The organism is Bradyrhizobium sp. CCBAU 11430 (genome assembly GCF_028128855.1).
GTDB lineage: Bacteria > Pseudomonadota > Alphaproteobacteria > Rhizobiales > Xanthobacteraceae > Bradyrhizobium > Bradyrhizobium ottawaense.
Genome location: NZ_LBJV01000050.1, coordinates 37,231 through 59,647, shown reverse-complemented (window position 1 = coordinate 59,647; position 22,417 = coordinate 37,231). Strand labels below are relative to the sequence as shown.

The following is a 22,417-nucleotide window of genomic DNA, read 5'->3' as shown; positions in this document are numbered from 1 at the left end:
GAGGTGCAAAGCAAGATTCCGGAGTGCGCATGCCCAACGATTTTCTTTCCTTCTTCCTGTCCTGGATGTCGTCCCCGCGTCGGGTTGGCGCGGTCGCACCGTCGGGTGCGGCGCTCGCCGATCTCATCACGCGCGAGATCAGCGCAACGACGGGTCCGATCCTCGAGCTCGGTCCCGGCACCGGCGCGTTCACCTACAAGCTGCTCAAGCGCGGCGTCCGTCCGCAGGACCTCACGCTGATCGAATACGGCTCCGACTTCATGAAGCTCCTGCAGATGCGCTTTCCCGGGGCGCGCGTGCTGTGGATGGACGCAGGCCGGCTTGCGACCGAGCGCCTCTATGATGGCGCTCCCGTCGGCGCCGTCGTGAGCGGCCTGCCGCTGCTCAACATGTCAACGCGCAAGGTCGTCTCGATCATCGGTGGCGCTTTCAGCTATGTCCGCCCTGGCGGCGCCTTCTACCAGTTCACCTACGGCATGAGCTGCCCGGTGCCGCGGCCCGTGCTCGATCGGCTCGGCCTGCGCGCCAAGCTCGTCGATCGCGCCTTGCTGAACGTGCCACCTGCCGCCGTCTACAGGCTGACGCGGCGGCCGCAGATGAAGATCGTCGCGGGATCGGTTGCGCCTGAATCATCCGCGCGGGCCGCGCCGGAGCCGATGCAGCGCACGCGCGACTACTCCGCCGCGCGCTGAGCGGTCAGACCAGCCGGCTCTGCACCATCGCCGCCTGAATGAACGAGGCGAACAGCGGATGCGGCTCGAACGGCCGCGACTTCAGCTCGGGGTGGAACTGGACGCCGATGAACCAGGGATGGTCCTCGTACTCGACGATCTCAGGCAGCACGCCGTCGGGCGACAGGCCTGAGAATTTCAAACCGTGCTGCTCGAGGCGGGCCTTGTAGGCGGTGTTGACCTCGTAGCGATGGCGGTGGCGCTCGGAAATCTCGGTCGCGCCGCCATAGACCTGCGAGACGCGGCTGCCGCGGTTGAGCGCAGCGGGATAAGCGCCGAGCCGCATGGTGCCGCCGAGATCGCCGGCCTGCGAGCGCTTCTCGAGCTCGTTGCCGCGCAGCCACTCCGTCATCAGGCCGACCAGCGGCTCCTTGGTCGGGCCGAACTCGGTGGAATTGGCGTCCTCGATGCCGACGAGATTTCGTGCGGCCTCGATCACCGCCATCTGCATGCCGAAGCAGATGCCGAAATAAGGCACGTCGCGTTCGCGCGCGAACTGCGCCGCGCGGATCTTGCCTTCCGCACCGCGCTGACCGAAGCCGCCGGGCACCAGGATGCCGTTGACATGCTCGAGGAACGGCGCGGGATCTTCCTTCTCGAAGATCTCGCTCTCGATCCAGTCGAGGTTGACCTTGACCTTGTTGGCGATGCCGCCATGCGAGAGCGCCTCGATCAGCGACTTATACGCATCCTTCATGCCGGTATATTTGCCGACGATGGCGATGGTCACGTCGCCCTCGGGATTGCGGATGCGTTCGTTGATCTGGTGCCAGCTCTTGAGCACCGGCGGGATGCGCGCTTCGATACCGAAGGCGGCAAGCACTTCGTCGTCGAGGCCTGCCGCGTGATAGGCTTCGGGCACGGCGTAGATGCTGTCGGCGTCGCGCGCCTCGATCACGGCGCTTTCGCGCACGTTACAGAACAGCCCCAGCTTGCGCCGCTCTTCCTTCGGGATCTCGCGGTCGGTGCGGCAGAGCAGGATGTCCGGCTGGATGCCGATCGAGCGCAGCTCCTTCACGGAGTGCTGCGTCGGCTTGGTCTTCAACTCACCGGCGCTCGGAATGTAAGGCAGGAGCGTGAGGTGGATGTAGATGGCGTGATCGCGCGGCAATTCGTTCTTGAGCTGGCGGATCGCCTCGAAGAACGGCAGGCCCTCGATGTCGCCGACGGTGCCGCCGATCTCGACCAGCACGAAGTCGTAATCGTCGTTGCCGGAGAGGACGAATTCCTTGATGGCGTTGGTGACGTGCGGAACCACCTGGATGGTCGCGCCGAGATAATCGCCGCGGCGCTCCTTGGAGATGATGTCCTGGTAGATGCGTCCCGTGGTGATGTTGTCCTGCTTGGTCGCAGGCCGGCCCGTGAAGCGCTCGTAGTGACCGAGATCGAGATCGGTCTCCGCGCCGTCATCGGTCACGAACACTTCGCCGTGCTGATACGGCGACATCGTTCCGGGATCGAGGTTGAGATAGGGGTCGAGCTTGCGGAGGCGGACCTTGTAGCCCCGGGCTTGCAACAGCGCACCGAGTGCCGCTGAAGCCAGACCCTTGCCGAGCGAAGAAACCACGCCGCCGGTGATGAATATGTACCGCGCCATGGGACTTAACCTCTAATCCCTCGAATTCGATTCGCCAAAGCGATTCGTATTCCGCCCCAAAGATTCTGCGGGCCTGTGGGTGAGCCAAAACTAAGAGTGGTGACAGTGCCTTGATGGGGATTGTTGATGCAGGACGGTAGCCACCGCCCTGCATGGCCCCCCTGCTTTATTGCGAACGAGGCACCTGCGGGCCGCTCGGAGCCGGCGCCTGCTGCTGCTCGTCGGCCTTCTTCAGCGAATCCAGGATGCCGCCCGAGGTCGGCGGCGCGATCGGCGATCCGCCGGCCGGCTGGCCCTGCGACGCCGGCGTGCCGATGATCGACGACGGCGCGCGGCTGTAGCCCGCATGCCAGGAGAGGAACATGCTGGTGAGGAAGAAGCCAGCGGCGAGGATCGCTGTGGTCCGCGTCAAGAGGTTCGCGGTGCCGCGGCTCGACATGAAGCCTGCGCCGCCGCCCATGCCGAGGCCGCCGCCTTCCGACTTCTGCAGCAGGACAGCGCCGATCATGACGGCGACGATCATGAGGTGGATGACGATGACAACGGTCTGCATAGTATCCTTCCGTCACAAGCGGGCGGCGCCTGACGGCGGCCGATCGCGCTTCGCGGGTTTTCCTGAAGTTGCGCGGTGTTACACGATCAGAGGGGGCATTGCCACCCCCGATCGGGTCCGGATCAGCCGCTTTGAGGTTAGCTAGGGGCAGCCCTTGGCGATCGCAAGGAAATCAGCCGCCTTCAGGCTGGCGCCGCCGACCAGGGCGCCGTTGACGTTCTTGACCGCCATCAGCTCGGCCGCGTTCGAGGGCTTGACCGAGCCGCCATAGAGGATGCGCATCTTCGCCCCATCGGCCTTGAACCGGGAGGTCAGGACCTCCCGGATAAACCCATGAATCTGCTCGACATCCTTGGCTGTGGGGGTGAGCCCGGTGCCGATCGCCCAGACCGGCTCATAGGCCACGATGAGATTCGCGGCCGTCGAGCCCTCAGGCAGCGAGCCGGCGAGCTGCCCGCGCAGGATGTCCAGGGTCTGGCCGGCGTCGCGCTGGGTCTGAGTCTCGCCGATGCAAACAATCGCCGTCGCACCGGCGCGCCAGACGGCCTCGGCCTTCTGCCGGATCAGGGCATCGCCCTCGCCGTGGTCGGCGCGGCGCTCGGAATGGCCAACGATGATGGCCGTTGCCCCGGCATCAGCCAGCATTTCGGCGGCGATATCGCCGGTATGGGCACCGGAGGCCTTGGGGTGGCAATCCTGGGCGCCGACCCCGACTTGCTTGCCGCGCGCCTTGTCGGCGAAGGTGGCAATCAGGGTCGCAGGCGGGCAGACCAGCAGATCGGCCTTGCCGCTCACCCCGGCCGCACCATTGAGCATGGCGTCGAACTCGGCAGCCTGGGCCTTCAGGCCGTTCATTTTCCAATTGCCGGCGATCAGGGGGCGGATGGCGTCGGTCATGTCAATTTCCAGCAAAATGAGGTTTGTGCATGCGCTAGCAGAGGACCTGCTGCAGTTCCAGAGACCAGAGGCTTTTAACCGCAGCCGCAAACGGTCGCCGGACCCGAGGTTGCGGGGGGAAAGCCACCACTTTATGATGATTGATCAATTTGGTGACGCGCTTTTGCTGAATCTGCATTAAGACGCGCTCCCGTTCCCCTCCTGCTCAAACAAGTTGGACCAAATGCTTCGAGGAATGCGCAAGGCCTCATCAAACTGGCTCGGCAAGACCATTATGGCCGTGGTGATGGGCGTGTTGATCGTCAGTTTCGGCATTTGGGGCATCGCCGACATCTTCAAGGGCTTCGGGCAGTCCACGGTGGCCAAGATCGGCAGCACCGAGATTTCGTTGAACGAGTTCCGCCAGATCTACACGGACCGCCTGCAACAGATCAGCCGCCAGTTCGGCCGTCCGCTGACGCCCGACCAGGCGCGTGCCTTCGGCCTCGACCGCCAGGTGCTGCAGCAGACGATCGCCGAAGCCGCCCTCGACGAAGAGGCGCGCCGGCTGGGGCTCGGCCAGTCCGACGACCAGATCCGCCAGGTCATCATGAACGACCCCAACTTCAAGGGCGTCGGCGGCAGCTTCGATGCGAACCGGTTCCAGGCCGTGATCCGCAATTTCGGCTATACCGAGCAGCGCTACGTCGCCGAGCAGCGCAAGGTGTCGCTGCGCCGGCAGATCACCGGCACGATCGGCGCCGGCCTCGAGCCGCCGAAGGCCATGATCGACGTGCTGACGCGCTTCCAGAACGAGCAGCGCGCCATCGAATTCGTCAGGCTCGACGCCGCCCAGGCCGGCCAGATCGACGCGCCCTCGCCCGAGACGCTCGCCGCCTATTTCGAGGATCATAAGGTCCAGTTCCGCGCGCCCGAATACCGCAAGATCTCCTTCGTCGTGGTCTCGCCGGAAGACATCGGCAAGTGGAGCGAGGTCTCCGACGAGGACGCCAAGAAGGTGTTCGAGCAGCGCAAGGACCGGCTCGGCACGCCGGAGAAGCGCCAAATCCAGCAGATCGTGTTTCCCAACGTGACCGACGCGCAGGCCGCACGCGAGCGCCTCGTCGGCGGAATGTCGTTCGAGGATCTCGGCAAGGAGCGCGGGCTGAGCGCCTCCGACGTCGACCTCGGCCTCGTGACCAAGTCTTCGCTCGCTGCCGCCGTCGGCGATGCCGCCTTCGCGCTTCCCGCCGGCGAGATCAGCCAGCCGATCCAGGGCGGGCTTGGCGTCGCAATCGTCAGGGTCGACAAGATCGAGCCGGGCAAAGAGGCGGACTACGCCAGCCTTGCCGGCGACATCAAGCGCGAGATCGCCACCGAGCGCGCGCGCGTCAAGGTCGCCGATCTCCGCGACAAGATGGAAGACGAGCGCGGCGGCGGCGCCAGCGTGATCGACGCGGCGCAGAAGCTCGGCCTCACCGCCGTGACCATCGACGCGGTCGACCGCTCCGGCCGCGCCCCCAATGGCCAGCCGGTCGCCAACATTCCGCAGGGCCTCGACGTGGTGTCGCAAGCCTTCAACACCGATGTGGGCGTCGACAACGACTCGATTTCGTTCAAGGGCGGCTATGTCTGGTACGACGTGCTCGCCATCACGCCGTCGCGCGACCGCAATCTGGACGAGGTCCGCGACCAGGTCGAGGCGCGCTGGCGCCAGGACCAGATCGCCACCAAGCTCAAGGCCAAGGCGACCGAGATGGTGCAGAAGCTCGAAGCAGGCGGCAAGCTTGCCGATGAAGCGGCAGCGATCGGCACCAAGGTCGAGACAGCAACCGGCTTCAAGCGCGACGATACGCCCGCCAGCGTGCCCGCAGCCGTCGTGGCGGCTGCCTTCCGCACCGCCAAGGACGGCGTCGGACAGACGCCGGTGACGGGGGGCACCGAGGTGATCGTCTTCCGCGTCACCGACATCGTCGAACCCGCGGTCGACGCCGCCTCCGACGCGGTCAAGAAGCTGAAGGAAAGCCTCGACCGTGCCCAGACCGAGGAGCAGGTCGCTTCCTACGTCAACAAGCTTGAAACCGACATCGGGACCACCATTAATCAGGCCGCCTTCGCGCAGGTGACCGGCGCGAACCAGCAGTAAGTTGAAAGCACGCGATGGACGACCTGAAATCGATCATTGGAAAAGTGGCGACCGGCGCCAGCCTGTCGCGCGAGGAAGCGGCTTCCGCCTTCGACGCCATGATGTCGGGCGAGGCCACGCCCTCGCAGATGGGTGGCCTGTTGATGGCGCTGCGGGTGCGCGGCGAAACCGTGGACGAGATCACCGGCGCCGTTACGGCGATGCGTTCCAAGATGCTGAGCGTGACGGCACCGCCTGAAGCCGTCGACATCGTCGGCACCGGCGGCGACGGCTCCGGCTCGGTCAATGTCTCGACCTGCGCCTCCTTCATCGTCTCGGGCGCCGGCGTGCCGGTGGCCAAGCACGGCAACCGCGCGCTGTCGTCGCGCTCGGGCGCCGCCGACGTGCTGGCCTCGCTCGGGGTGAAAATCGACCTCAGGCCCGATCAGGTCGGCCACTGCCTGCGCGAATGCGGCATCGGCTTCATGTTCGCTCCCGCCCATCACCCGGCCATGAAGAACGTCGGCCCGACCCGGGTCGAGCTTGCGACACGCACGATCTTCAATCTGCTCGGCCCCCTGTCCAACCCGGCCGGCGTGAAGCGGCAGATGGTCGGCGTGTTTTCGCGGCAATGGGTGCAGCCGCTGGCGCAGGTGCTGAAGAACCTCGGCTCCGAATCCGCCTGGGTGGTGCACGGCTCCGATGGTCTCGACGAGATCACCCTCACCGGCCCGACCTTCGTCTCCGCGCTCCACAATGGCGAAATCCGCAATTTCGAGGTGACGCCGGAGGACGCGGGCCTGCCGCGCTGCGAGGCCGGTGCGCTCAAAGGCGGTGACGCCGACGCCAATGCAATCGCCCTGCAGAGCGTGCTCGACGGCAAGCCGAGCGCCTACCGCGACGTCGCGCTGATGAACGCCGCCGCCGCGCTGGTCGTGGCCGGCCGCGCCAAGGACCTCAAGGAGGGCGTCGCGATCGGCATGAAATCGATCGACAGCGGTGCCGCCAACGCGAAGCTGAAGCACCTGATCGCGATCTCAAACGGCTGAGCCTGACATGTCGGACATCCTGACCAAGATCGAAGCCTACAAGCGCGAAGAGATCGCCGCCGCCAAGCGCGCGCAGCCGCTGTCGGCGGTCGAGGCGAAGGCCAAGGCGCAAGCCGCACCGCGCGGCTTCGTGCGCGCGATCAAGGCCAAGCACGCCAATGGCGACTACGCGCTGATCGCGGAGGTGAAAAAGGCCTCGCCGTCGAAGGGGCTGATCCGCGCCGATTTCGATCCGCCCCAGCTCGCCAAGGCGTATGAGGCCGGCGGCGCGGCCTGCCTGTCGGTGCTGACCGACACGCCCTCGTTCCAGGGCCATCTCGACTTCATGGTGGCGGCGCGTGCAGCGACGGCACTTCCGGTGCTGCGCAAGGATTTCATGTTCGACACCTACCAGGTGACCGAAGCGCGCGCGCACGGCGCCGATTGCATCCTGATCATCATGGCCGCGCTCGATGATGCCACGGCAAAAGACCTCGAGGACGCCGCGCTCGCCTACGGCATGGATGTGCTGATCGAGATCCACGACCGCGCCGAGCTCGACCGCGCGCTCAAGCTCCGCTCGCCCATGATCGGCGTCAATAACCGCAACCTGCGCACCTTCGAGACCACGCTCGCGACCAGCGAGACCCTGGCGCCGCTGATCCCCGGGGATCGGCTGATGGTCGGCGAAAGCGGCATCTTCACGCCCGCCGATCTCGCCCGGCTCGAGCGCGTCGGCATGTCGACCTTCCTGGTCGGCGAGAGCCTGATGCGGCAGGCCGACGTCACCGCCGCGACGCGCACGCTGCTCGCGCGCGAGACGACGGCGCGCGCGACGGGCACGCGCTGATATGGCGCGTAATCCGGCCAAGAAGGCCGTCCCGGCCCTCACCCATATCGGCGCCTCCGGCGAGGCGCGCATGGTCGACGTGTCGGACAAGCCGGCGACCGAGCGGCTTGCGGTCGCGGAAGGCCGGGTCGTCATGACCAAGGCGACGCTCGATCTGATCGTATCCGGCAATGCCAAGAAAGGCGACGTGCTAGGCACCGCCCGCATCGCCGGCATCATGGCCGCCAAGCGCACCTCGGAGCTGATTCCGCTCTGCCATCCGCTGGCGCTGTCGAAGGTGACGCTCGACATCGAGCCCGACGCAAAACTGCCGGGCTGCCTCGTCCGCGCCAGCGTCAAGGTAACGGGTCCGACCGGCGTCGAGATGGAGGCCCTCACGGCCGTCTCGGTCGCCTGCCTCACCATCTACGACATGATCAAGGCGGTGGAGCGCGGCGTGCGCATCGAGGGCATCCATCTGGTCGAGAAGCTCGGCGGCAAGTCCGGCCACTACCGCGCCTGACTGCGCAATCCGCTCTATTTCGCCTCGCGCTGCCGCTCGCGATAAGCGCGCGTCTTCATCCGGTTGCCGCATAGCGTCGACATGCACCACCGCCGCGTCGATGGTTTCGACCGGTCGAAAAACAACCGGCGGCATTCCTCCGACGCGCACATCTTCAGCCGGTCCAGCGTTCCCACGAGGGTTGCGTCATGAAGCTCGATCGCGATGGCCGACAGGCCGGCGAGCGCATCCTCGCGCGCTGCTGACAGCGTCGCGCCACGGCCTGCGTGCGCCTCCACCCGCAACGGAAACGGCGCCAGCGCGTCATTGAGCGTGCCGAGAACGCTCTTGTTCCGGAGCCGCTCGCTCGGCTCACACTGCAGATAGGCACGCAAGGCCTCGCGCATCCTCAGCGCAGTCTCGAACATTGCGGGCGTGACATGGCTGCCCTTGGCGCCAAGGCCGCGTTCCCGCATCCAGTCCGCCAGGTCCTTCGGGCCGCCAAGCGCATCGCTCTCCGGGTGCTCCACGCCGAAATGCGTGAAGTGGCGAACATCGAGCGTGTTGGCGAAATCGTAGAGGTTCGCCAACGCGTCCGGAACCTGGAATTTGCGCGACTCTTTCGACATCGGAACTCCAAAGATTTTGAACACCAGTAAAACAGATTTACCGGTTGACAGCAATCAACACCTGTATCTTATCTATACTGGTGTCGAACGATCCTTCGGGGTCGAGCGCCTCCAATCATCGGAATGGAGAATCGAGCCGTGGCCGACGCCCTGCACTATCTCGAACTCACCGCGCTCGCGGCACGCCTCAAGGCGCGCGAAATCTCGGCGCTGGAGGTGACGCGCGCGCAACTTGACCGGATCGATTCCATCGACTGCGATCTCGACAGCTACGTTCACGTGATGGCGGAAACGGCCATGGCCGAGGCGGAAACCGCGGACGCCGACATCGCGCAGGGCCGGTATCGGGGGCCCCTGCATGGCGTGCCGATTGCGCTCAAGGACCTGTTCTGGACCGAGGGCGTTCCGACGGCGGCAGGCACCACGCTTCATCGCGACTTTCGTCCCAGTGAAGACGCAACCGTCGTGCGCCGGCTCAAGAGCGCGGGCGCCGTGATCCTCGGCAAGGCGCAACTCACCGAGGGTGCCTATGCCGATCACCATCCGCTGGTGAAACCGCCGAAGAATCCGTGGAATGCAAGCTACTGGCCGGGCATCTCGTCCAGCGGCTCGGCGGTCGCAACGGCTGCCGGACTTTGCTTCGGCTCGCTCGGCTCCGACACCGGCGGTTCGATCCGCTGGCCCTGCGCCGCCAACGGCCTGACCGGAGTGAAACCGAGCTGGGGCCGCGTCAGCCGCCACGGCACCTTCGAGCTTGCCGCGACGCTCGACCATGTCGGACCGATCGGCCGTAGCGCCGCCGACGCCGGCGCGCTGCTCGGCGTCATCGCCGGACACGATCCGAACGACCCGACGTCGCTGGTCGATCCGGTCCCCGACTATCTGGCCGCCGCCGCACAGGACGTGCGGGGCTTGCGGATCGGCGTCGATCCCGCCTGGAACAGCGACGACGTGGACGTTGCGACCCAGCGCATGCTGGCGGATACCATCGATGCTTTCAGCGCGCTTGGCGCCGACACCGTCAATGTCCGATTTCCCGACGTCACGCAGGCGATCGCCGACTGGACGCCGAACTGTGCGGTGGAAGCTGCGGTCGCTCACGAGGCGACCTATCCCGCCCGCAAGGATGAGTATGGTCCGATCCTCGCCTCCGTGCTCGAGACCGGCCGCGCTCTCTCTGCTCTCGACTATCAGAAGATCCTGCTGCGACGGCTGGCGCTACGCGGCCGGGTGACTGCGCTGTTCGAGACCATCGACCTGCTGCTGATCCCGGTGCACCCGTTCCCGCCAGTGACGCTTGCCATGATCCAGACGCTCGGCGAACAGCCGGATCTGATCGCGAAGCTGCAGCGCTACACATGCCCGTTCGACATGACCGGTCATCCCACCATCACGCTGCCAGGTGGTGCGTCCGCGGACGGACTGCCGATCGCGTTCCAACTCGTCGCCGCCCATCTGGGCGAGGCCACGCTCGTGCGCGCCGGCGCGGCCTTCCAGCGGGTCACGTCCTGGCATCGCCGCCATCCTTCCCTCACCTCGCGGAGGCAGCATTGACCACTCGATCCACGCTCGCTCAGCGAAACATTTTCCATGGCTGGTTCGTCGTCGCGGCGGCATTTGCCGTCATGTTCGTCGGCTTCGGCTCCGCCTACACGTTCAGCGCATTCCTCGAGCCGCTCCAGCGCGATTTCGGCGCCTCGCGCGGTTCGATCTCGCTGGTGTTCTCGATCGCGGGCTTTCTGTACTTCGCGCTCGGCCTCGTCAGCGGTCCACTCGCCGACCGGTTTGGCTCGCGTCCGCTGGCCGTCGCCGGCATGATCCTGGTCGCGGTCGGACTTGCCGCCGCGAGCGCTGCCCGGTCCGTCGTCGAGGTCTATCTCGCCTACGGGCTCGGCGTCGGTCTCGGCGTCGGCTGCGCCTATGTCCCAGCCATCGGCGCGGTGCAACGCTGGTTCGTCAGACGCCGCGGCTTTGCCTCCGGGCTCGCGGTGAGCGGCATCGGGCTCGGTACGCTGGCGATGCCGCCGCTCGCCTCATTGCTGATCGCCTCGGTGGGCTGGCGCGGCGCTTATCTGGTGCTGGGCGCGATTGCGCTGGTGCTGGGCGGCGGGATGTCCTTGCTCATCGAGAACGATCCGAAGCACCGCGGGCTCGGACCCGACGGTGATCCGCCTCGCGATGCCGCGGGCGCCAACAACGCCGGCGGCGCATCCGTGCGCGAGGCCATCCGGTCGACGCGGTTTGTCGCTCTCTACCTATCGTGCCTGGTCTGCTCGTTCGGAGCCTTCGTCCCGTTCGTCCACCTCGCGCCCTATGCCCGCGACCACGGGGTCGCGGCATCCTCCGCTGTGCTGCTGCTCGGCGTGATCGGGGCCGGCAGCACCGCAGGCCGCTTCTTTCTCGGCGCACTCGCCGACCGGATGGGCCGCGACCGCGCGCTGATCATGGTCCTGACCGGAATGGCGCTCGCGATGACGATCTGGGCCATTGCCGCTGATGTCTGGACCCTCGCCGCTTTTGCCTTCATCTACGGCGTGTTCTACGGCGGCTGGGTCGCGGTGCTGCCCTCTGTGGTCATGGACTATTTTGGCGGACGCAATGTCGGCGGAATCATCGGCATTCTCTATACCAGCGTGGCGTTCGGCACGCTGATTGGCCCGAGCGCGGCCGGCTTCGCCTACGACGACAACCACAGCTACACGATGCCGATCCTGATCAGTGCCGCCGCGAACATCGTCGCGGCGCTGATCGTGGTGGCGATACTGGCGCGCAGCGGCACCCGCGCGATCAGCGCAGCGACGCGCTGATCGCGGTGAATTTGCTGTTGAGCTTGGCGCCCATGCCGTTCACGACGGTGATGATGGCCAGCGCGATGCCGGCCGCGATCAGGCCGTACTCGATCGCGGTTGCCCCACGCTCGTCGGCAAGGAAGTTCTTCAGGGTGTTCTTCATCGTTGCGTCCTCTCTGTGTCGTCAGCGGGCATCTCGCAAATCACGTGCCAATGCCGAGGCGAGGATCCTCAACACGTTAGATGGTTAGGCCTTGGTTGATTGTGGGATAGCCGGCAGGAACTGACCGGCACCCTCGAACGCCTTCGGCAATTCCTGCCCGCTGTATCGCGGACCTCGGTTGCATTTGCGCGCGGCCGTTCACACAGCGTTAACCGCGCTTCCTAACTTCGCCTCCACACCGTTCCCGTAAACCAACGGGTGTCTTCGGGGCCAAGAATTGATCCTGACGTGTGCACGGCAATGATCCAGCATGATGACGAGATTCGGCAGTCGCCTCTTTGACCACGCCTTCGTGCGCAGCGGACCGATCCGCTGGCTGGTGGTGGGCGGCGCCCTGCTGATCGCGGCCATCGCCATTGGCTCGGTCCTGATGGCGCAGAATTTCCGCGAGCGGGCGCTGCGCAACTCCAGCCGCGAGCTGGAAAACACCGTGCTGCTGCTCGCCCATCATTTCGATCAGCAATTGCAGGATTTCGCGGTCATCCAGAAGGACTTCGTCGATCACGTCCGCACGACCGGAATCAGGACCGTGGAGGACTATCGCAAGCGCCTCGCCGGCGAGGACGTCCACCGGATGTTGCGCTCGAAGATCGAGGCCCTGCCCTACATCGGCGGCGTCAACATCATCGATGCCGAAGGCAATCTGATCAATTCATCGACGGCATGGCCGGCTCCGAAAGTGAACGTTGCCGACCGCGCCTATTTTCGCACCTTCAAATACGATCCCTATTCGCCGGATGTCCTGATCGAGCCGTTGCACAGTCGCATCTCCGGCGCCTGGACCGTCCTGATCGTGCGCAGGATCGTCGGGCCGAACGGCGAGTTCCTGGGTGTCGTCGGGCGCGGCATCGAGCCCGCCAATTTCGAGAAGTTCTTCGCCTCCGTCGTGCTCGGCGAAGGCGCGACGATCTCGATGCTGCATCGGGACGGCACGCTGCTCGCCCGCTATCCCCATTCCAGCGAATTGATGGGGCGGAATTTCAAGAACGGGACGCCCGCGCAGCAGAGAGTCTTCGGCCTCGATCACTTCGCCGGACGATTCATGAGCCCCGTCGACGGCGAAGACAGGCTGATCTCCTCGCGCGCCCTGCCCCACTTCCCGATCCTGATGATGGCCACCACGACGCGCGCCTCCGCATTGACGGACTGGCGCGAGCAGATCGGCATCCTGATCTCGGTGGCCGCCTCTTCCGCACTCGCCATCGCAGGCGTGCTCATCGCGGTCGTGCGCAAGCTTCTGGAGCAGCACCGCCTCTCGCGGGAACGGCTGACGCTGGAAAAGCAGCGGCTCGATCGCGCCGTCAACAACATGACGCAGGGCCTCTTGCTGTTCGACGCCGAGCAGCGGCTGGTAGTCTGCAATCAGCGCTATCTCGAAATGTACGGATTGTCGGCCGAGATCGTGAAGCCCGGCTCGAGCTTCCACGACATCATCGCCCATCGCAAGGCGACCGGCTCGTTCACGGGCGACATCGACGACTATGTCGTGCGCGTGCTGAAGGGCGTCCATACGCGCAATTCCATGGTGGTCGACACCTCCGACGGCCGCTCGATCCACATCCTCAACGAGCCGCTCACGGACGGCGGCTGGGTGGCGACCCACGAGGATATCACCGAGCGCCGCCGGATCGAGGAGCGCATCACCCACCTCGCCCATTACGACGCGCTGACCGACCTGCCGAACCGCACCATGTTCCACGAGCATCTGCGCGAAGAGCTGGCCGCAGTCGGCAACGACGAACAGATCGCGGTGCATTACATCGACATCGACGAGTTCAAGGGCGTCAACGATGCGCTCGGCCATCTCGTCGGCGACGAGCTGTTGAAATCGATTGCCGCAAGCCTGCGCCGTTGTGCCGGCCCGGCGGATTTCGTGGCGCGGCTCGGCGGCGACGAGTTCGCCATCGTCCAGAGCGCGGTGACGTCGCTCGACCAGGTCAACGAGCTCGTCGCGCGGGTCTTCGCGGCCATCCGCGCGCCGTTCGACTGCATGGGCCATCATCTCACCACCGACGCGAGCATCGGCATTGCGCTTGCGCCGGAACACGGCACGGCGCTCGACCAGGTCCTCAAGAACGCGGACATGGCGATGTACGCCGCCAAGTCCGCCGGACGCCGCACCTATCGCTTCTTCGAGCCGGAGATGGACGCCAAGATCCGCGAGCGCCGGCAGCTCGAGAGCGACCTGCGCCACGCCATCGCCCAAGGGCGGCGCGATGGCGGCCTCGAGGTCTATTACCAGCCCTGCCTCAGCCTGAAGGATGATCGCATCACGGGCTGCGAGGCATTGGTGCGCTGGCGTCATCCCGCGCGCGGCATGGTCTCGCCGGCGGAGTTCATCCCGATCGCCGAAGATACCGGCCTGATCAACGAGATCGGCGAATGGGTGCTGGCGACCGCCTGCCGGGACGCTGCGAACTGGCCCGACGACATCCGCCTCGCCGTCAACGTCTCGCCGGTGCAGTTCAAGAGCGGCACGCTGGCGCTGAAGATCATGGCGGCGCTCGCTGCTTCCAACCTGCCGGCGAGCCGGCTCGAGCTCGAGATTACAGAGGCGGTGCTGATCCGCGACGACGACACGGCGCTGGCGATCCTGCACCAGCTCCGCGCCATCGGCGTGCGCATCGCGCTCGACGATTTCGGCACCGGCTACTCGTCGCTGAGCTATTTGCACCGCTTCCCGTTCGACAAGATCAAGATCGACCGCTGCTTCGTCGACGACATCGGCGGCCCCGACGGCTCGGCCAGCATCGTCCAGGCCGTCGTCAACCTGGCGGCCGCGCGCCGCATGACCACCACGGCCGAGGGCGTCGAGACCGAGGAGCAACAGCGTCTGCTCCGCGCGCTCGGCTGCTCCGAGATGCAGGGCTATCTGTTCAGCGCCGCGAAGCCCGCCGACAAGGTGCTGGAGCTGTTCGCGCTGCATCGCAGCCGGCTCGCCCAGCGCGGCGGCGCGAAAGCCCGTCGCCGCGAGGCGAGCTAGGTCGGACCTCGGTTGTCGGCACAGCGGCATTCCCAGAAGCTTTCCTCGAGACATACAACGCATGTCTGCTCGAGACGCTCTTTCAGGGCGTGTCGCGCGCGATGAAGGCGAACGGTCAGGTTGTTGACGGTCACGCCCAGATCGGCCGCGACGAGCTCCCGCGACTCACCACCGAGGTCCACCCTTCTGATCACTTCGGCATGCTCCGGCTTCAGCAGGGATAGATGGGTATGAAGGCACTCGCAGACCGCGGCATTCGCCGCGGCCTCCGGATCGGCTGCGAGACGCTCGTTGAGCTCATGCGGGAACGGCATCTCCCGCGTTCTGCTCTTTGATATCTGACGGTGAAAATCGGCGATGGTGGTCGCCAGGACCCTGCTCAACCAGCCTCGGACCGAATCCGCGTCGCGAATGTCGCCGGACCGCTCCAGCGCGCGCAGCATGAACGCCTGGAGCACCTCCTCCGCTTCCGCCTTCCCGCCAAAGCGTCGCTGCAGATAGCTGCGGAGGCGATCGTAACTGCCGACGAGGGCGGCACGAACGACGGCGTCCTGCGCATCCGGGGAGCCGACTGTCCGCACTGGCAGACTCTCGTTCGGCGATTTCATGACGCATCGTCCTTGCGTGACATTCGGTAGATTGCTTCGTTGGAGCGGGAACGCGTCAAATCGGTCACGGCGGCGATCCGCGGATGCGGCAGCCCCCGAACAAGAGTCGCGAAGATCACCGCTCGAACGTCGCTCACGCGGTCACCTCGCCTTCCGCAAGCCGATGATCGCGACGTCGGCGTTCTTCCGCTCAACACGCAGCGCACGCGATCAACGACCGAGACCGGTCCTGTCGCATCGCGGTGTGCGAAGTCTGGGTGCGCATCGCCGTCATCCGCCGGGGCATGGCGCCCCTCGCAGACGTGCCGATCCGCGCTCAAACCTGGAGCGACGCAGTTCGATCTTCGGGAGCTATCTCAGGCGATGGGGGGCCGGTAGTGACGGCGGAACGCACCCGCGTCGCCGATCACATCAGGCTGCGCTTCACAGCGCGCATGGGGCACGACGAACTCCGCAATCGCGGGAGCTTGAGGCGACACGGCGCTGAAGCACAGCACCGAGCCGCAGCAGGTGGCATGCCGGTCGCCAGGCCGGCCCTGATCGTCGTCGCAATCCCCGGCCATCGCAACGTCATGCGAATGCACAGTGGCACCTTCATCGTGCGCGTGCTCATGCGCAGGCTGATCGGCCGGATGCTCGCATTGAATCGATGCATCCAGAGCGGTCGAGATCGCAAGCGACGGTGTCATCGAGGCAAGCAGATATGCGATGGCGACAAGCCATCCCCACCACCTTCGCCTTGGCTTTCTCAAGCCAATCATCTGTGCACCTACTGCCTCGACCCGGAACATATAGCTCTGGTTGAAGGGACGGCCAACAGAAAACGACACGCGCGGCATCGTCAATGCAAGAGCGACGATGAGCGTCGTGCTCTGCGCAGGATTTCAAGGTTCGGCGCCTCTATCCGGCCGCGCGATTCATCGCGAAATGAGCCTCATATTTTTTTTGCCGAATTCTGTAATGTGCAGCACCCATCTCCGTCGCACGCTCGAACCGGTCAATGATGCTTCATCCAGCCGACGCCCTTGATGTCATTGAACGAGTCGGTCCTGTGGCACAGAAAGCATTGATTGACCGATGCGTGCTCCTGCCCCGTGATCATCCGGTCCATCATGACGAAGTGGCCCATATAGTGGCTCGGCGGCGCCTGATGGCATTGGGCGCAGTCCCTCGACGTTGGCGAGGGGTGCAGGAAGCCTGCGATTTTCCAGGACGCGAGCCCATGGCATTCCGCGCAGTCCCGTCCAAACAATTCGCGGTGCGGCTCCCGGTTGCTGTGGCAGCCGACGCAATCGAGCTCCGCCCTTTCCCGCCGGTCGGACTTTGGCAGGCCCAGAAATGTCTTCAGGTCCGCCGTCAGTTGGTCGGAAGCGGCCCGGTCGAACCATGCCCCGCCGGGTGGAGGCCTTGCGATTTGCAAAAGTGAGGCGTGATCCATCCTGATCGGCCGCCGCTCGCCGATGTGCTCAAGATGGCAGCCGGAACATTGACCGCCCGCCGCGGCGTGAAACGCCGTCGATTGCTTGGCGAGATCCCCGGCGGAAGGCGCATGACAGGAGATACAGGCCACCGGATCGACGCCTCTGACCGGCGTGTGGCAGCTCTCGCATTTGTCGGACAGAAATGCATGCTTCTCGGAAAGCGGCCCTGGCGTCACAAGCCTCGTCCACCCCGGAACGACCTCGGAGCTGCCCCGATAGAGAGCGATCAACACAACCGCCGCGCTCGCGACGACCAGTGTCGCGACCACGGCGTAGAGCACGCCCCTGATCGTCACGCGAGCCACCGCAGCCCGTAGTAGACCTCGGCCGCCACATGCACCACGAGCAACGCATACATGACGATCGCCGCCATGACATGCAGCCCGATCCACTGCAGGAAGATTCTCTTGATTGCTTCGCTCGATCCGATCGCCGATTCGAGGTCGGAAATGCCATCGACGAGCTGCAGCACGGGCACATTCTGCAACGCCGATGCAGGCACGGCGGCCCCGTCACGCACCCCCCGATCGGGCAACGACATAGCCGACGCCATGTGCTCATAGGCCGACCTCAAGGTCGCCAGATGCGACTGCTGCTGACGGAGTTCCATCGCGGTCTGCGGCAGGTAGTAGCGCCCGACAAATCCGGTGACGACTACGACCAGCATGCTGGCCACCAGCGCGATCCCGAGCGGACTTTGAAATTTGTGGCCCGTGTGCAGAAGCGCGAAAAATGCCGCGACGATTCCTGCATAGGCGTGAAATGCCAGGAGCGTCGGCATCGACACGCATCGCGTGACCAGGGCCTTCAAACCCACGCTGTATTTCGTCATGGGATAGACGAGAAGAAGAATGATCAGCACGGCCGCACCGGCCCCGAGGACAAAGCCGGCGAGGCTTCCTGCGAACCTGATATCGGAGTGCAGCAGGAACGCCGGCACCAGCAACAACAGGGCCGCCAGAGTGACGTCGGCGATCAGGCGCCCTCTCCGATCCATCATGTCAGGCCTCGACGACCAGATCGCCGACCGATCTCGCCTGGCAGGCCAGGATCAGACCGTTCCCCTTGTCGTCCGCGGTCAGGGCGTCCTGGACTTCCATCGTGACGTTTCCTTGCAACAGATGTGTCTTGCAGACGCCGCAGACCCCGACCCGACAGGAATAATCGATCGAAACGCCCGCACCTTCGGCCACCTCCAGGACGCTTTTGTCCGGAGGCAGCGCCACAACCCTGTCGGATGTCGCAAAGCGAATGGTCGCCGTTGCAGGACCGACTGTTGCAGCCCCTTGATTGCTCGCCTCAGTCGCCGGCATTTGCGCTTCGGCCGCGACTTTGCCGGGAGGTGGAACGGCGCCGCGGGCCGGCCCAAAGGCCTCCGTCTTGATCTGCACGCGCGGCACGCCGAGCCCGATCAAGGTTTTCCTGAGCGCGTCCATCATGCAGGGCGGACCGCACAAATGAACGCGTCGTCTGGTGAGATCGGGCACAGCCTGCGTCAGGAACTCGGCCGTGATTTGCCCCTCGCTTCCCATCCACGACGTGCCCGCGGCCCGCACCATCGTGGCCGCGACGTGCAGATTGTTCATCCTGCGCTGGAGATATTCCAGCTCGTCCCGGAAGATGAATTGCTCGGTCGTCTGAGCGCCATAGACAAGGTAGATCTGGCCGGGCCACGCGATGGCCGAGAGATACCGGATCGCCGCCATCAGTGGCGTGATGCCGACCCCGCCGCCGATCAGGACGACGCTGTCGGCTTCCGCGCCGGTGAACGTGAAGGCGCCGGAGGGGCCTGCAACCTCGATGAGGTCTCCCGCCTTCAGCTGGTCATGCATGTAGTCCGACAGAAGCCCGCCGTCTTCGCGCTTGATCGTGGTCTCGACATAAGCGGTCTGGGCCGCGGACGACGCGATCGTGTAGGAGCGCCTGACGATCTGTCCGTCGATCTCGATGGCGTAGGTCAGGAACTGTCCCGGCAGGAACGCAAAAGGAATCGCGCCGCCGTCCGGTGCTTGCAGACGAAAGGTCTTCACGTTCGGCGTCTCCTGATAGATCGCGCAGATCTTCAGTCTGCCCTTCCAGGAGCGGCCCGGTTCGACTCGTGCAGTGTCGCGATTTGTCTGTTGCGCAGGTGTCACCACGGCCTTCTCGTCCGGCGAGCTGACGGCCGTCGCGGATGGGACGGCCGCGGCAACAGCCGGAACGGCCGCAGCACGCGTCAGCCGATCGACCAGCGCGTTCGCCCGGCGCATGCGCGCGACATAGACGGCAATCAGCGTGAGCGAGAACAGCACCAGCAGCGCCATGGTCGTGACGTGAAACCAGGAGATTCCGTGCGTGCCGTCATCCGCAGCCATGGCACCGCGTTGGGGCAGCAGGTTCATCTGCGACTTGAACCACGCCTGCGCGATCTGCTGCGGCGGCTTGCCCTCGTGCAACGAACGCAGCGCGACCACGCCGCTCTGAACCGCGTTCAGGGACTCGCGAAGCCGCCGCGACGCCTGATCCGCCGCGACGCTATCGCCTCCGGCGATAGCGTGCCGCAGTTCCATCTCGGCAGCCGCCAGGCGATCGGCCTCTGCGCTGATCCGCTCGCGCGCCTGAACCTCGAGCCTGCTCCGCTGCTCGGCGGACAGCGCCGGCATGTCCATCAATGCCGGGTAGAACTCCTTGCGCGGCCGGCCCATCATGCCGTCCATTCCACCCATCATCCCCGGCGCGGTGCCGCTGGGCGGCACATCGGCCGCACCGCCTGCGGAGCCGGACGCCGCGGGATGATGTGCGGCGTGGTCGTCCTCTGCCTGCGCCAGCTCCCAACGCTGAGCGACCTGCCCCGTCGGATGCGCGCGGCCGAGGCCGAAGTCCGATTCGGGCGCGGCGTTCGCCACAAGCTGGCTCGTCAGGACGACGAGCGCAGACAGGCCGACTCGACAACGAAGGGGCAGACCGAACATATCTCGCGCTCACCTCGACGATCAGAACGACGCAATCAAGGGCAGCAGGATCGTGTCGGCCGTCTGCCTCTGGCTCTCGTTCAATGACGCGTAGAGCCGCGTGAAGGCCTGGCGGGCCGACTTGATGGCCTCCAGACGCTCGGACAAATGCCGCTCGTAATGCTCCAGACGATCGGCGCTTCCCGACCTGTCATCCATCGCGAGCATCTTGCGCGCTTCCAGCAGGTGCTGCCGGCTCGAACGCAAGGCGTCGGCGACACCGTTCCAGTCGGCCGCCTGCTTATCGCTGATCTGCAGCTCGGCCTTCAGGAAGGCGATCCGCCCCTCGATCCGCTCTGTCACATCCACGGGGCCGCTCATCGCACCGCTGCTGCCGGACGAACCCATCTGGCCGCGCATCATCTTCTCCATCATTTGCATCATCTGCATCATGCCGGAATTGTCCTGGCCTTGCGGCGGCATCTTCATCTTGTTGTCGTCGTTCATCCGACCGCCGCTCATGTTCTGCGGCTGCCCCGCTGGCTGACCCATGTTCATCTTGTCGCTGGAATCCGACGGGGCCGGCATCTTCGACATCTTGTCGTCATCCATCATCGCGGACTGCGTATGGCCAGCGGCGATCGCGGACGACGGCCCAACCAGCCCCAGGGCAAGGACGGCAAAGGCGGCTGCGCTCATGGCGAATTTTCTCGAAAGGTCCATGGTCTTTCTCCAGGGGTTTGATTCGGATGGTTCTCTGCTCATCGAGATCTGCGATGAGGACAGCGTGGGGCGGGTCAGGCCATATAGACGCGAAGCGCCGGCAACTCTTACGCACGGAGGTGTCAAAGGCCGCTGCGACCAACTCGGAGGTCGTCATTCGCCAGCCTCCCCGCGCTGCTCGGACGATCGGCTTCTGTCCACGCCCTTCGACCACGTCCGGTAGTAAGCGACGATCGTCATGATCCACAGGCCGGCGGCACCGACCAGCAGCTGGGCCCACAACCCCTCGGATCCGGACTCGAGCACGAAATGCGCGACGAACGACAGAAAGAGGCCGACACAGAACACGGACAGCGACTGCTGACCGCATCTGATCAAGGGTTGGAGCACCGGTGACCTCAGACCGGGCCAGTCGATCGGAATGAGCGAGACGACGATGAACACCAGGCTCGCCAGATGGATGACGCGATAAGGCCCCAGATTGGTCTTGTCGTTTGGAATGAAGACGGCGGCGAGCCCCTCGGGAATGTAGTCCCGCAGTCCCGGAACTCGTTCCGCCAGCGTCATCGCGAGCGCAAGGATCAGGAAGCCGCTACTGAGGACGAGCAGCGTGCGGGACGACAGCAGCCAGCGGCTTGCCGCCGCCCCTCCCAACGCCAGCCAGGCTCCGAATACGAAAAGCAATTGCCAGGCGAACGGATTGAAATACCAGACTCCGGCCGGATAGGACGGCAGATTCAATTCGTAATGTCGGGCGGCCAGATAGAGACCGAGCGAGCCGATCATCACTGCATTGCGCCATCGCAGCATGAACCAGAGCACGACGGGAAACGCGGCCATCAGCACGATGTAGAGTGGCAGAACGTCGAGATTGAGCGGCTTGAACTTGAGTATCAGGCCCTGCGAGAGCGTCTCGACGGGAAAGTTCATGAGCGGCGCGACGTTGAACTGATCCATCAGATGAAGATCGTCAAAGCTGTGCGCGATGTAGTGCACGGCCGTGAGATAGACCAGGAACAACAGCAGGTGAGCGACATAGAGCTGCCACACCCGCCGCAGCAGCCGGGTTGCGCCGATGACGAAGCCACGCTCCATCATCATCGAGCCGAATACGAACGTCGCGGTGTAGCCGGAGATCAGCACGAACAGATCGGCGCCATCGCTGAAGCCGTAGTTTCGCGTCGTGAACCAGGCGAGCGCAGAATCTGGAATGTGCCCGAGAAAGATCAACCAGTTCGCCAGACCGCGAAACAGATCCAGTCGCACATCGCGCCGTTGCTTGACCAGCACCGACCTGATCGTGATCGCTTCCCACAACCGGAGAAACGCAACTTGCAAGGGCCGACCGGGGGCGTGAATGGTCTCGTCAGTCAACGGTGCGTTCTCCATCTCTGCGGTCAATTTTTGTCGGATCGCAACCGTGTCGCCGCTCATTCGCGCGGCACGCTAGGTTGCGTCATCGACGCAGGTTTGACGGACATCAAACCCGATCGGCGCACCAGCCAAATCTTTTTGTGATTCAAGCGCGTAATGAATCGAGGCGCCCGTCGTCCTCCACCGGAAGAGTCATCGGCCACGATATCTCTCGGCATGCTCGCGGGCTTTGCGCGCGACCTGCGATTTCTCGCAGCGGCGAGAATTTTTCTCTGTAAGAAGATCGACGTTTCTCGTCGCCTGCGGCAACACGGCGATCCGCGCAACGACGCTCGCGAGTGCGCGCGTCGACATTTGATCTTGCTCAACCTACACAATCAAGCTCCGGGTTTGGTTGCTGCTCGATCGAGCCACCGGGACTTGATTGACACCAACT

The 22,417-nt window shown here is 64.9% G+C and carries 20 protein-coding genes; 8 read left to right on the top strand and 12 right to left on the bottom strand.

The genetic code is table 11. The annotated features are described in order from the left end of the window. Window positions 1-29: 29 nt before the first annotated feature. Window positions 30-692, top strand: coding sequence for a class I SAM-dependent methyltransferase (locus XI04_RS13835; protein WP_271592715.1), 663 nt, complete (start codon window positions 30-32; stop codon window positions 690-692). Window positions 693-696: 4 nt separating this feature from the next. On the opposite strand, the gene XI04_RS13830 is transcribed toward XI04_RS13835, so the two are convergent. The 3 genes from XI04_RS13830 to tpiA form a co-directional block, all read right to left on the bottom strand. Next, window positions 697-2,328 carry a CTP synthase gene (locus XI04_RS13830; RefSeq protein WP_028141581.1) on the bottom strand — a complete coding sequence of 544 codons (1,632 nt, stop codon included), beginning with the start codon at window positions 2,326-2,328 and terminating at the stop codon, window positions 697-699. Between the two features lie 166 nt (window positions 2,329-2,494). Then, window positions 2,495-2,881 (bottom strand): preprotein translocase subunit SecG, encoded by a 387-nt coding sequence (gene secG, locus XI04_RS13825; RefSeq protein ID WP_018320274.1) that lies wholly within the window; start codon window positions 2,879-2,881, stop codon window positions 2,495-2,497. 141 nt (window positions 2,882-3,022) lie between these two features. Next, entirely contained in the window at window positions 3,023-3,778 is a 756-nt protein-coding gene (gene tpiA, locus XI04_RS13820; protein WP_271610086.1) for a triose-phosphate isomerase, read from the bottom strand. A gap of 223 nt (window positions 3,779-4,001) precedes the next feature. Between tpiA and XI04_RS13815 the strand changes: the two genes are divergently transcribed. Genes XI04_RS13815 through moaC form a run of 4 tightly spaced genes read left to right on the top strand, consistent with a single transcriptional unit; the run spans window position 4,002 to window position 8,262 of the window. Next, the gene (locus XI04_RS13815) at window positions 4,002-5,903 is read left to right on the top strand and encodes a SurA N-terminal domain-containing protein (protein ID WP_271610087.1); all 1,902 of its coding nucleotides are present in this window, start codon (window positions 4,002-4,004) and stop codon (window positions 5,901-5,903) included. Window positions 5,904-5,917: 14 nt separating this feature from the next. After that, the gene (gene trpD / locus XI04_RS13810; protein WP_095424088.1) at window positions 5,918-6,931 is read left to right on the top strand and encodes an anthranilate phosphoribosyltransferase; all 1,014 of its coding nucleotides are present in this window, start codon (window positions 5,918-5,920) and stop codon (window positions 6,929-6,931) included. Between the two features lie 7 nt (window positions 6,932-6,938). Beyond that, window positions 6,939-7,760 carry an indole-3-glycerol phosphate synthase TrpC gene (gene trpC, locus XI04_RS13805; RefSeq protein ID WP_095424087.1) on the top strand — a complete coding sequence of 274 codons (822 nt, stop codon included), beginning with the start codon at window positions 6,939-6,941 and terminating at the stop codon, window positions 7,758-7,760. A 1-nt stretch (window position 7,761) separates the two neighbouring features. Next, window positions 7,762-8,262: a cyclic pyranopterin monophosphate synthase MoaC gene (gene moaC, locus XI04_RS13800; RefSeq protein ID WP_028141576.1), complete on the top strand. Its 501-nt coding sequence runs from the start codon at window positions 7,762-7,764 to the stop codon at window positions 8,260-8,262. A gap of 14 nt (window positions 8,263-8,276) precedes the next feature. Here moaC and XI04_RS13795 read toward each other — a convergent pair whose 3' ends face one another. Continuing rightward, window positions 8,277-8,870 (bottom strand): CGNR zinc finger domain-containing protein, encoded by a 594-nt coding sequence (locus XI04_RS13795; protein ID WP_097668904.1) that lies wholly within the window; start codon window positions 8,868-8,870, stop codon window positions 8,277-8,279. A 138-nt stretch (window positions 8,871-9,008) separates the two neighbouring features. Here XI04_RS13795 and XI04_RS13790 point away from each other — a divergent pair, with 138 nt between their 5' ends. Both XI04_RS13790 and XI04_RS13785 read left to right on the top strand, forming a co-directional pair. Continuing rightward, window positions 9,009-10,424: an amidase gene (locus tag XI04_RS13790; RefSeq protein WP_097668911.1), complete on the top strand. Its 1,416-nt coding sequence runs from the start codon at window positions 9,009-9,011 to the stop codon at window positions 10,422-10,424. Continuing rightward, window positions 10,421-11,677 carry an MFS transporter gene (locus tag XI04_RS13785; protein WP_097668903.1) on the top strand — a complete coding sequence of 419 codons (1,257 nt, stop codon included), beginning with the start codon at window positions 10,421-10,423 and terminating at the stop codon, window positions 11,675-11,677. Before XI04_RS13790 ends, XI04_RS13785 begins: the two co-directional genes overlap by 4 nt. On the opposite strand, the gene XI04_RS13780 is transcribed toward XI04_RS13785, so the two are convergent. Next, window positions 11,658-11,822 carry a Flp family type IVb pilin gene (locus tag XI04_RS13780; protein ID WP_018320265.1) on the bottom strand — a complete coding sequence of 55 codons (165 nt, stop codon included), beginning with the start codon at window positions 11,820-11,822 and terminating at the stop codon, window positions 11,658-11,660. The two genes, XI04_RS13785 and XI04_RS13780, sit on opposite strands and share 20 nt — an antisense overlap. Window positions 11,823-12,132: 310 nt before the next feature. Between XI04_RS13780 and XI04_RS13775 the strand changes: the two genes are divergently transcribed. Beyond that, window positions 12,133-14,865: a bifunctional diguanylate cyclase/phosphodiesterase gene (locus XI04_RS13775; protein WP_271610088.1), complete on the top strand. Its 2,733-nt coding sequence runs from the start codon at window positions 12,133-12,135 to the stop codon at window positions 14,863-14,865. Here the strand turns inward: XI04_RS13775 and XI04_RS13770 are convergent. The 7 genes from XI04_RS13770 to XI04_RS13740 all read right to left on the bottom strand — a co-directional run bounded on the left by XI04_RS13770 (window position 14,862) and on the right by XI04_RS13740 (window position 21,981). Beyond that, the gene (locus XI04_RS13770) at window positions 14,862-15,473 is read right to left on the bottom strand and encodes an RNA polymerase sigma factor (protein WP_028141570.1); all 612 of its coding nucleotides are present in this window, start codon (window positions 15,471-15,473) and stop codon (window positions 14,862-14,864) included. The two genes, XI04_RS13775 and XI04_RS13770, sit on opposite strands and share 4 nt — an antisense overlap. Window positions 15,474-15,829: 356 nt before the next feature. Further along, entirely contained in the window at window positions 15,830-16,303 is a 474-nt protein-coding gene (locus XI04_RS13765; RefSeq protein ID WP_131233093.1) for a hypothetical protein, read from the bottom strand. Window positions 16,304-16,470: 167 nt separating this feature from the next. After that, entirely contained in the window at window positions 16,471-17,250 is a 780-nt protein-coding gene (locus tag XI04_RS13760; RefSeq protein ID WP_038971485.1) for a cytochrome c3 family protein, read from the bottom strand. After that, the gene (locus tag XI04_RS13755; RefSeq protein ID WP_212428622.1) at window positions 17,247-17,954 is read right to left on the bottom strand and encodes an iron reductase; all 708 of its coding nucleotides are present in this window, start codon (window positions 17,952-17,954) and stop codon (window positions 17,247-17,249) included. The genes XI04_RS13760 and XI04_RS13755 overlap by 4 nt, the downstream gene beginning before the upstream one ends. 1 nt (window position 17,955) lies before the next feature. After that, on the bottom strand, window positions 17,956-19,905 hold the full coding sequence (locus XI04_RS13750; protein WP_271610089.1) for an FAD-binding oxidoreductase: 1,950 nt from the start codon (window positions 19,903-19,905) through the stop codon (window positions 17,956-17,958). Window positions 19,906-19,926: 21 nt separating this feature from the next. Next, complete coding sequence (locus tag XI04_RS13745) at window positions 19,927-20,607, bottom strand: Spy/CpxP family protein refolding chaperone (protein WP_179879959.1); 681 nt, start codon at window positions 20,605-20,607, stop codon at window positions 19,927-19,929. Window positions 20,608-20,760: 153 nt separating this feature from the next. Beyond that, window positions 20,761-21,981: an OpgC domain-containing protein gene (locus tag XI04_RS13740; protein WP_097668910.1), complete on the bottom strand. Its 1,221-nt coding sequence runs from the start codon at window positions 21,979-21,981 to the stop codon at window positions 20,761-20,763. Window positions 21,982-22,417 lie beyond the last annotated feature (436 nt).

What these genes read in the sequence shown, in the direction of transcription:
- XI04_RS13835 (WP_271592715.1), top strand. Translation starts at nt 30, where the DNA reads ATGCCCAACGATTTTCTTTCCTTCTTCCTGTCCTGGATGTCGTCCCCG.
- XI04_RS13830 (WP_028141581.1), bottom strand. Translation starts at nt 2,328, where the DNA reads ATGGCGCGGTACATATTCATCACCGGCGGCGTGGTTTCTTCGCTCGGC.
- secG (WP_018320274.1), bottom strand. Translation starts at nt 2,881, where the DNA reads ATGCAGACCGTTGTCATCGTCATCCACCTCATGATCGTCGCCGTCATG.
- tpiA (WP_271610086.1), bottom strand. Translation starts at nt 3,778, where the DNA reads ATGACCGACGCCATCCGCCCCCTGATCGCCGGCAATTGGAAAATGAAC.
- XI04_RS13815 (WP_271610087.1), top strand. Translation starts at nt 4,002, where the DNA reads ATGCTTCGAGGAATGCGCAAGGCCTCATCAAACTGGCTCGGCAAGACC.
- trpD (WP_095424088.1), top strand. Translation starts at nt 5,918, where the DNA reads ATGGACGACCTGAAATCGATCATTGGAAAAGTGGCGACCGGCGCCAGC.
- trpC (WP_095424087.1), top strand. Translation starts at nt 6,939, where the DNA reads ATGTCGGACATCCTGACCAAGATCGAAGCCTACAAGCGCGAAGAGATC.
- moaC (WP_028141576.1), top strand. Translation starts at nt 7,762, where the DNA reads ATGGCGCGTAATCCGGCCAAGAAGGCCGTCCCGGCCCTCACCCATATC.
- XI04_RS13795 (WP_097668904.1), bottom strand. Translation starts at nt 8,870, where the DNA reads ATGTCGAAAGAGTCGCGCAAATTCCAGGTTCCGGACGCGTTGGCGAAC.
- XI04_RS13780 (WP_018320265.1), bottom strand. Translation starts at nt 11,822, where the DNA reads ATGAAGAACACCCTGAAGAACTTCCTTGCCGACGAGCGTGGGGCAACC.
- XI04_RS13775 (WP_271610088.1), top strand. Translation starts at nt 12,133, where the DNA reads ATGATGACGAGATTCGGCAGTCGCCTCTTTGACCACGCCTTCGTGCGC.
- XI04_RS13770 (WP_028141570.1), bottom strand. Translation starts at nt 15,473, where the DNA reads ATGAAATCGCCGAACGAGAGTCTGCCAGTGCGGACAGTCGGCTCCCCG.
- XI04_RS13755 (WP_212428622.1), bottom strand. Translation starts at nt 17,954, where the DNA reads ATGATGGATCGGAGAGGGCGCCTGATCGCCGACGTCACTCTGGCGGCC.
- XI04_RS13750 (WP_271610089.1), bottom strand. Translation starts at nt 19,905, where the DNA reads ATGTTCGGTCTGCCCCTTCGTTGTCGAGTCGGCCTGTCTGCGCTCGTC.
- XI04_RS13745 (WP_179879959.1), bottom strand. Translation starts at nt 20,607, where the DNA reads ATGGACCTTTCGAGAAAATTCGCCATGAGCGCAGCCGCCTTTGCCGTC.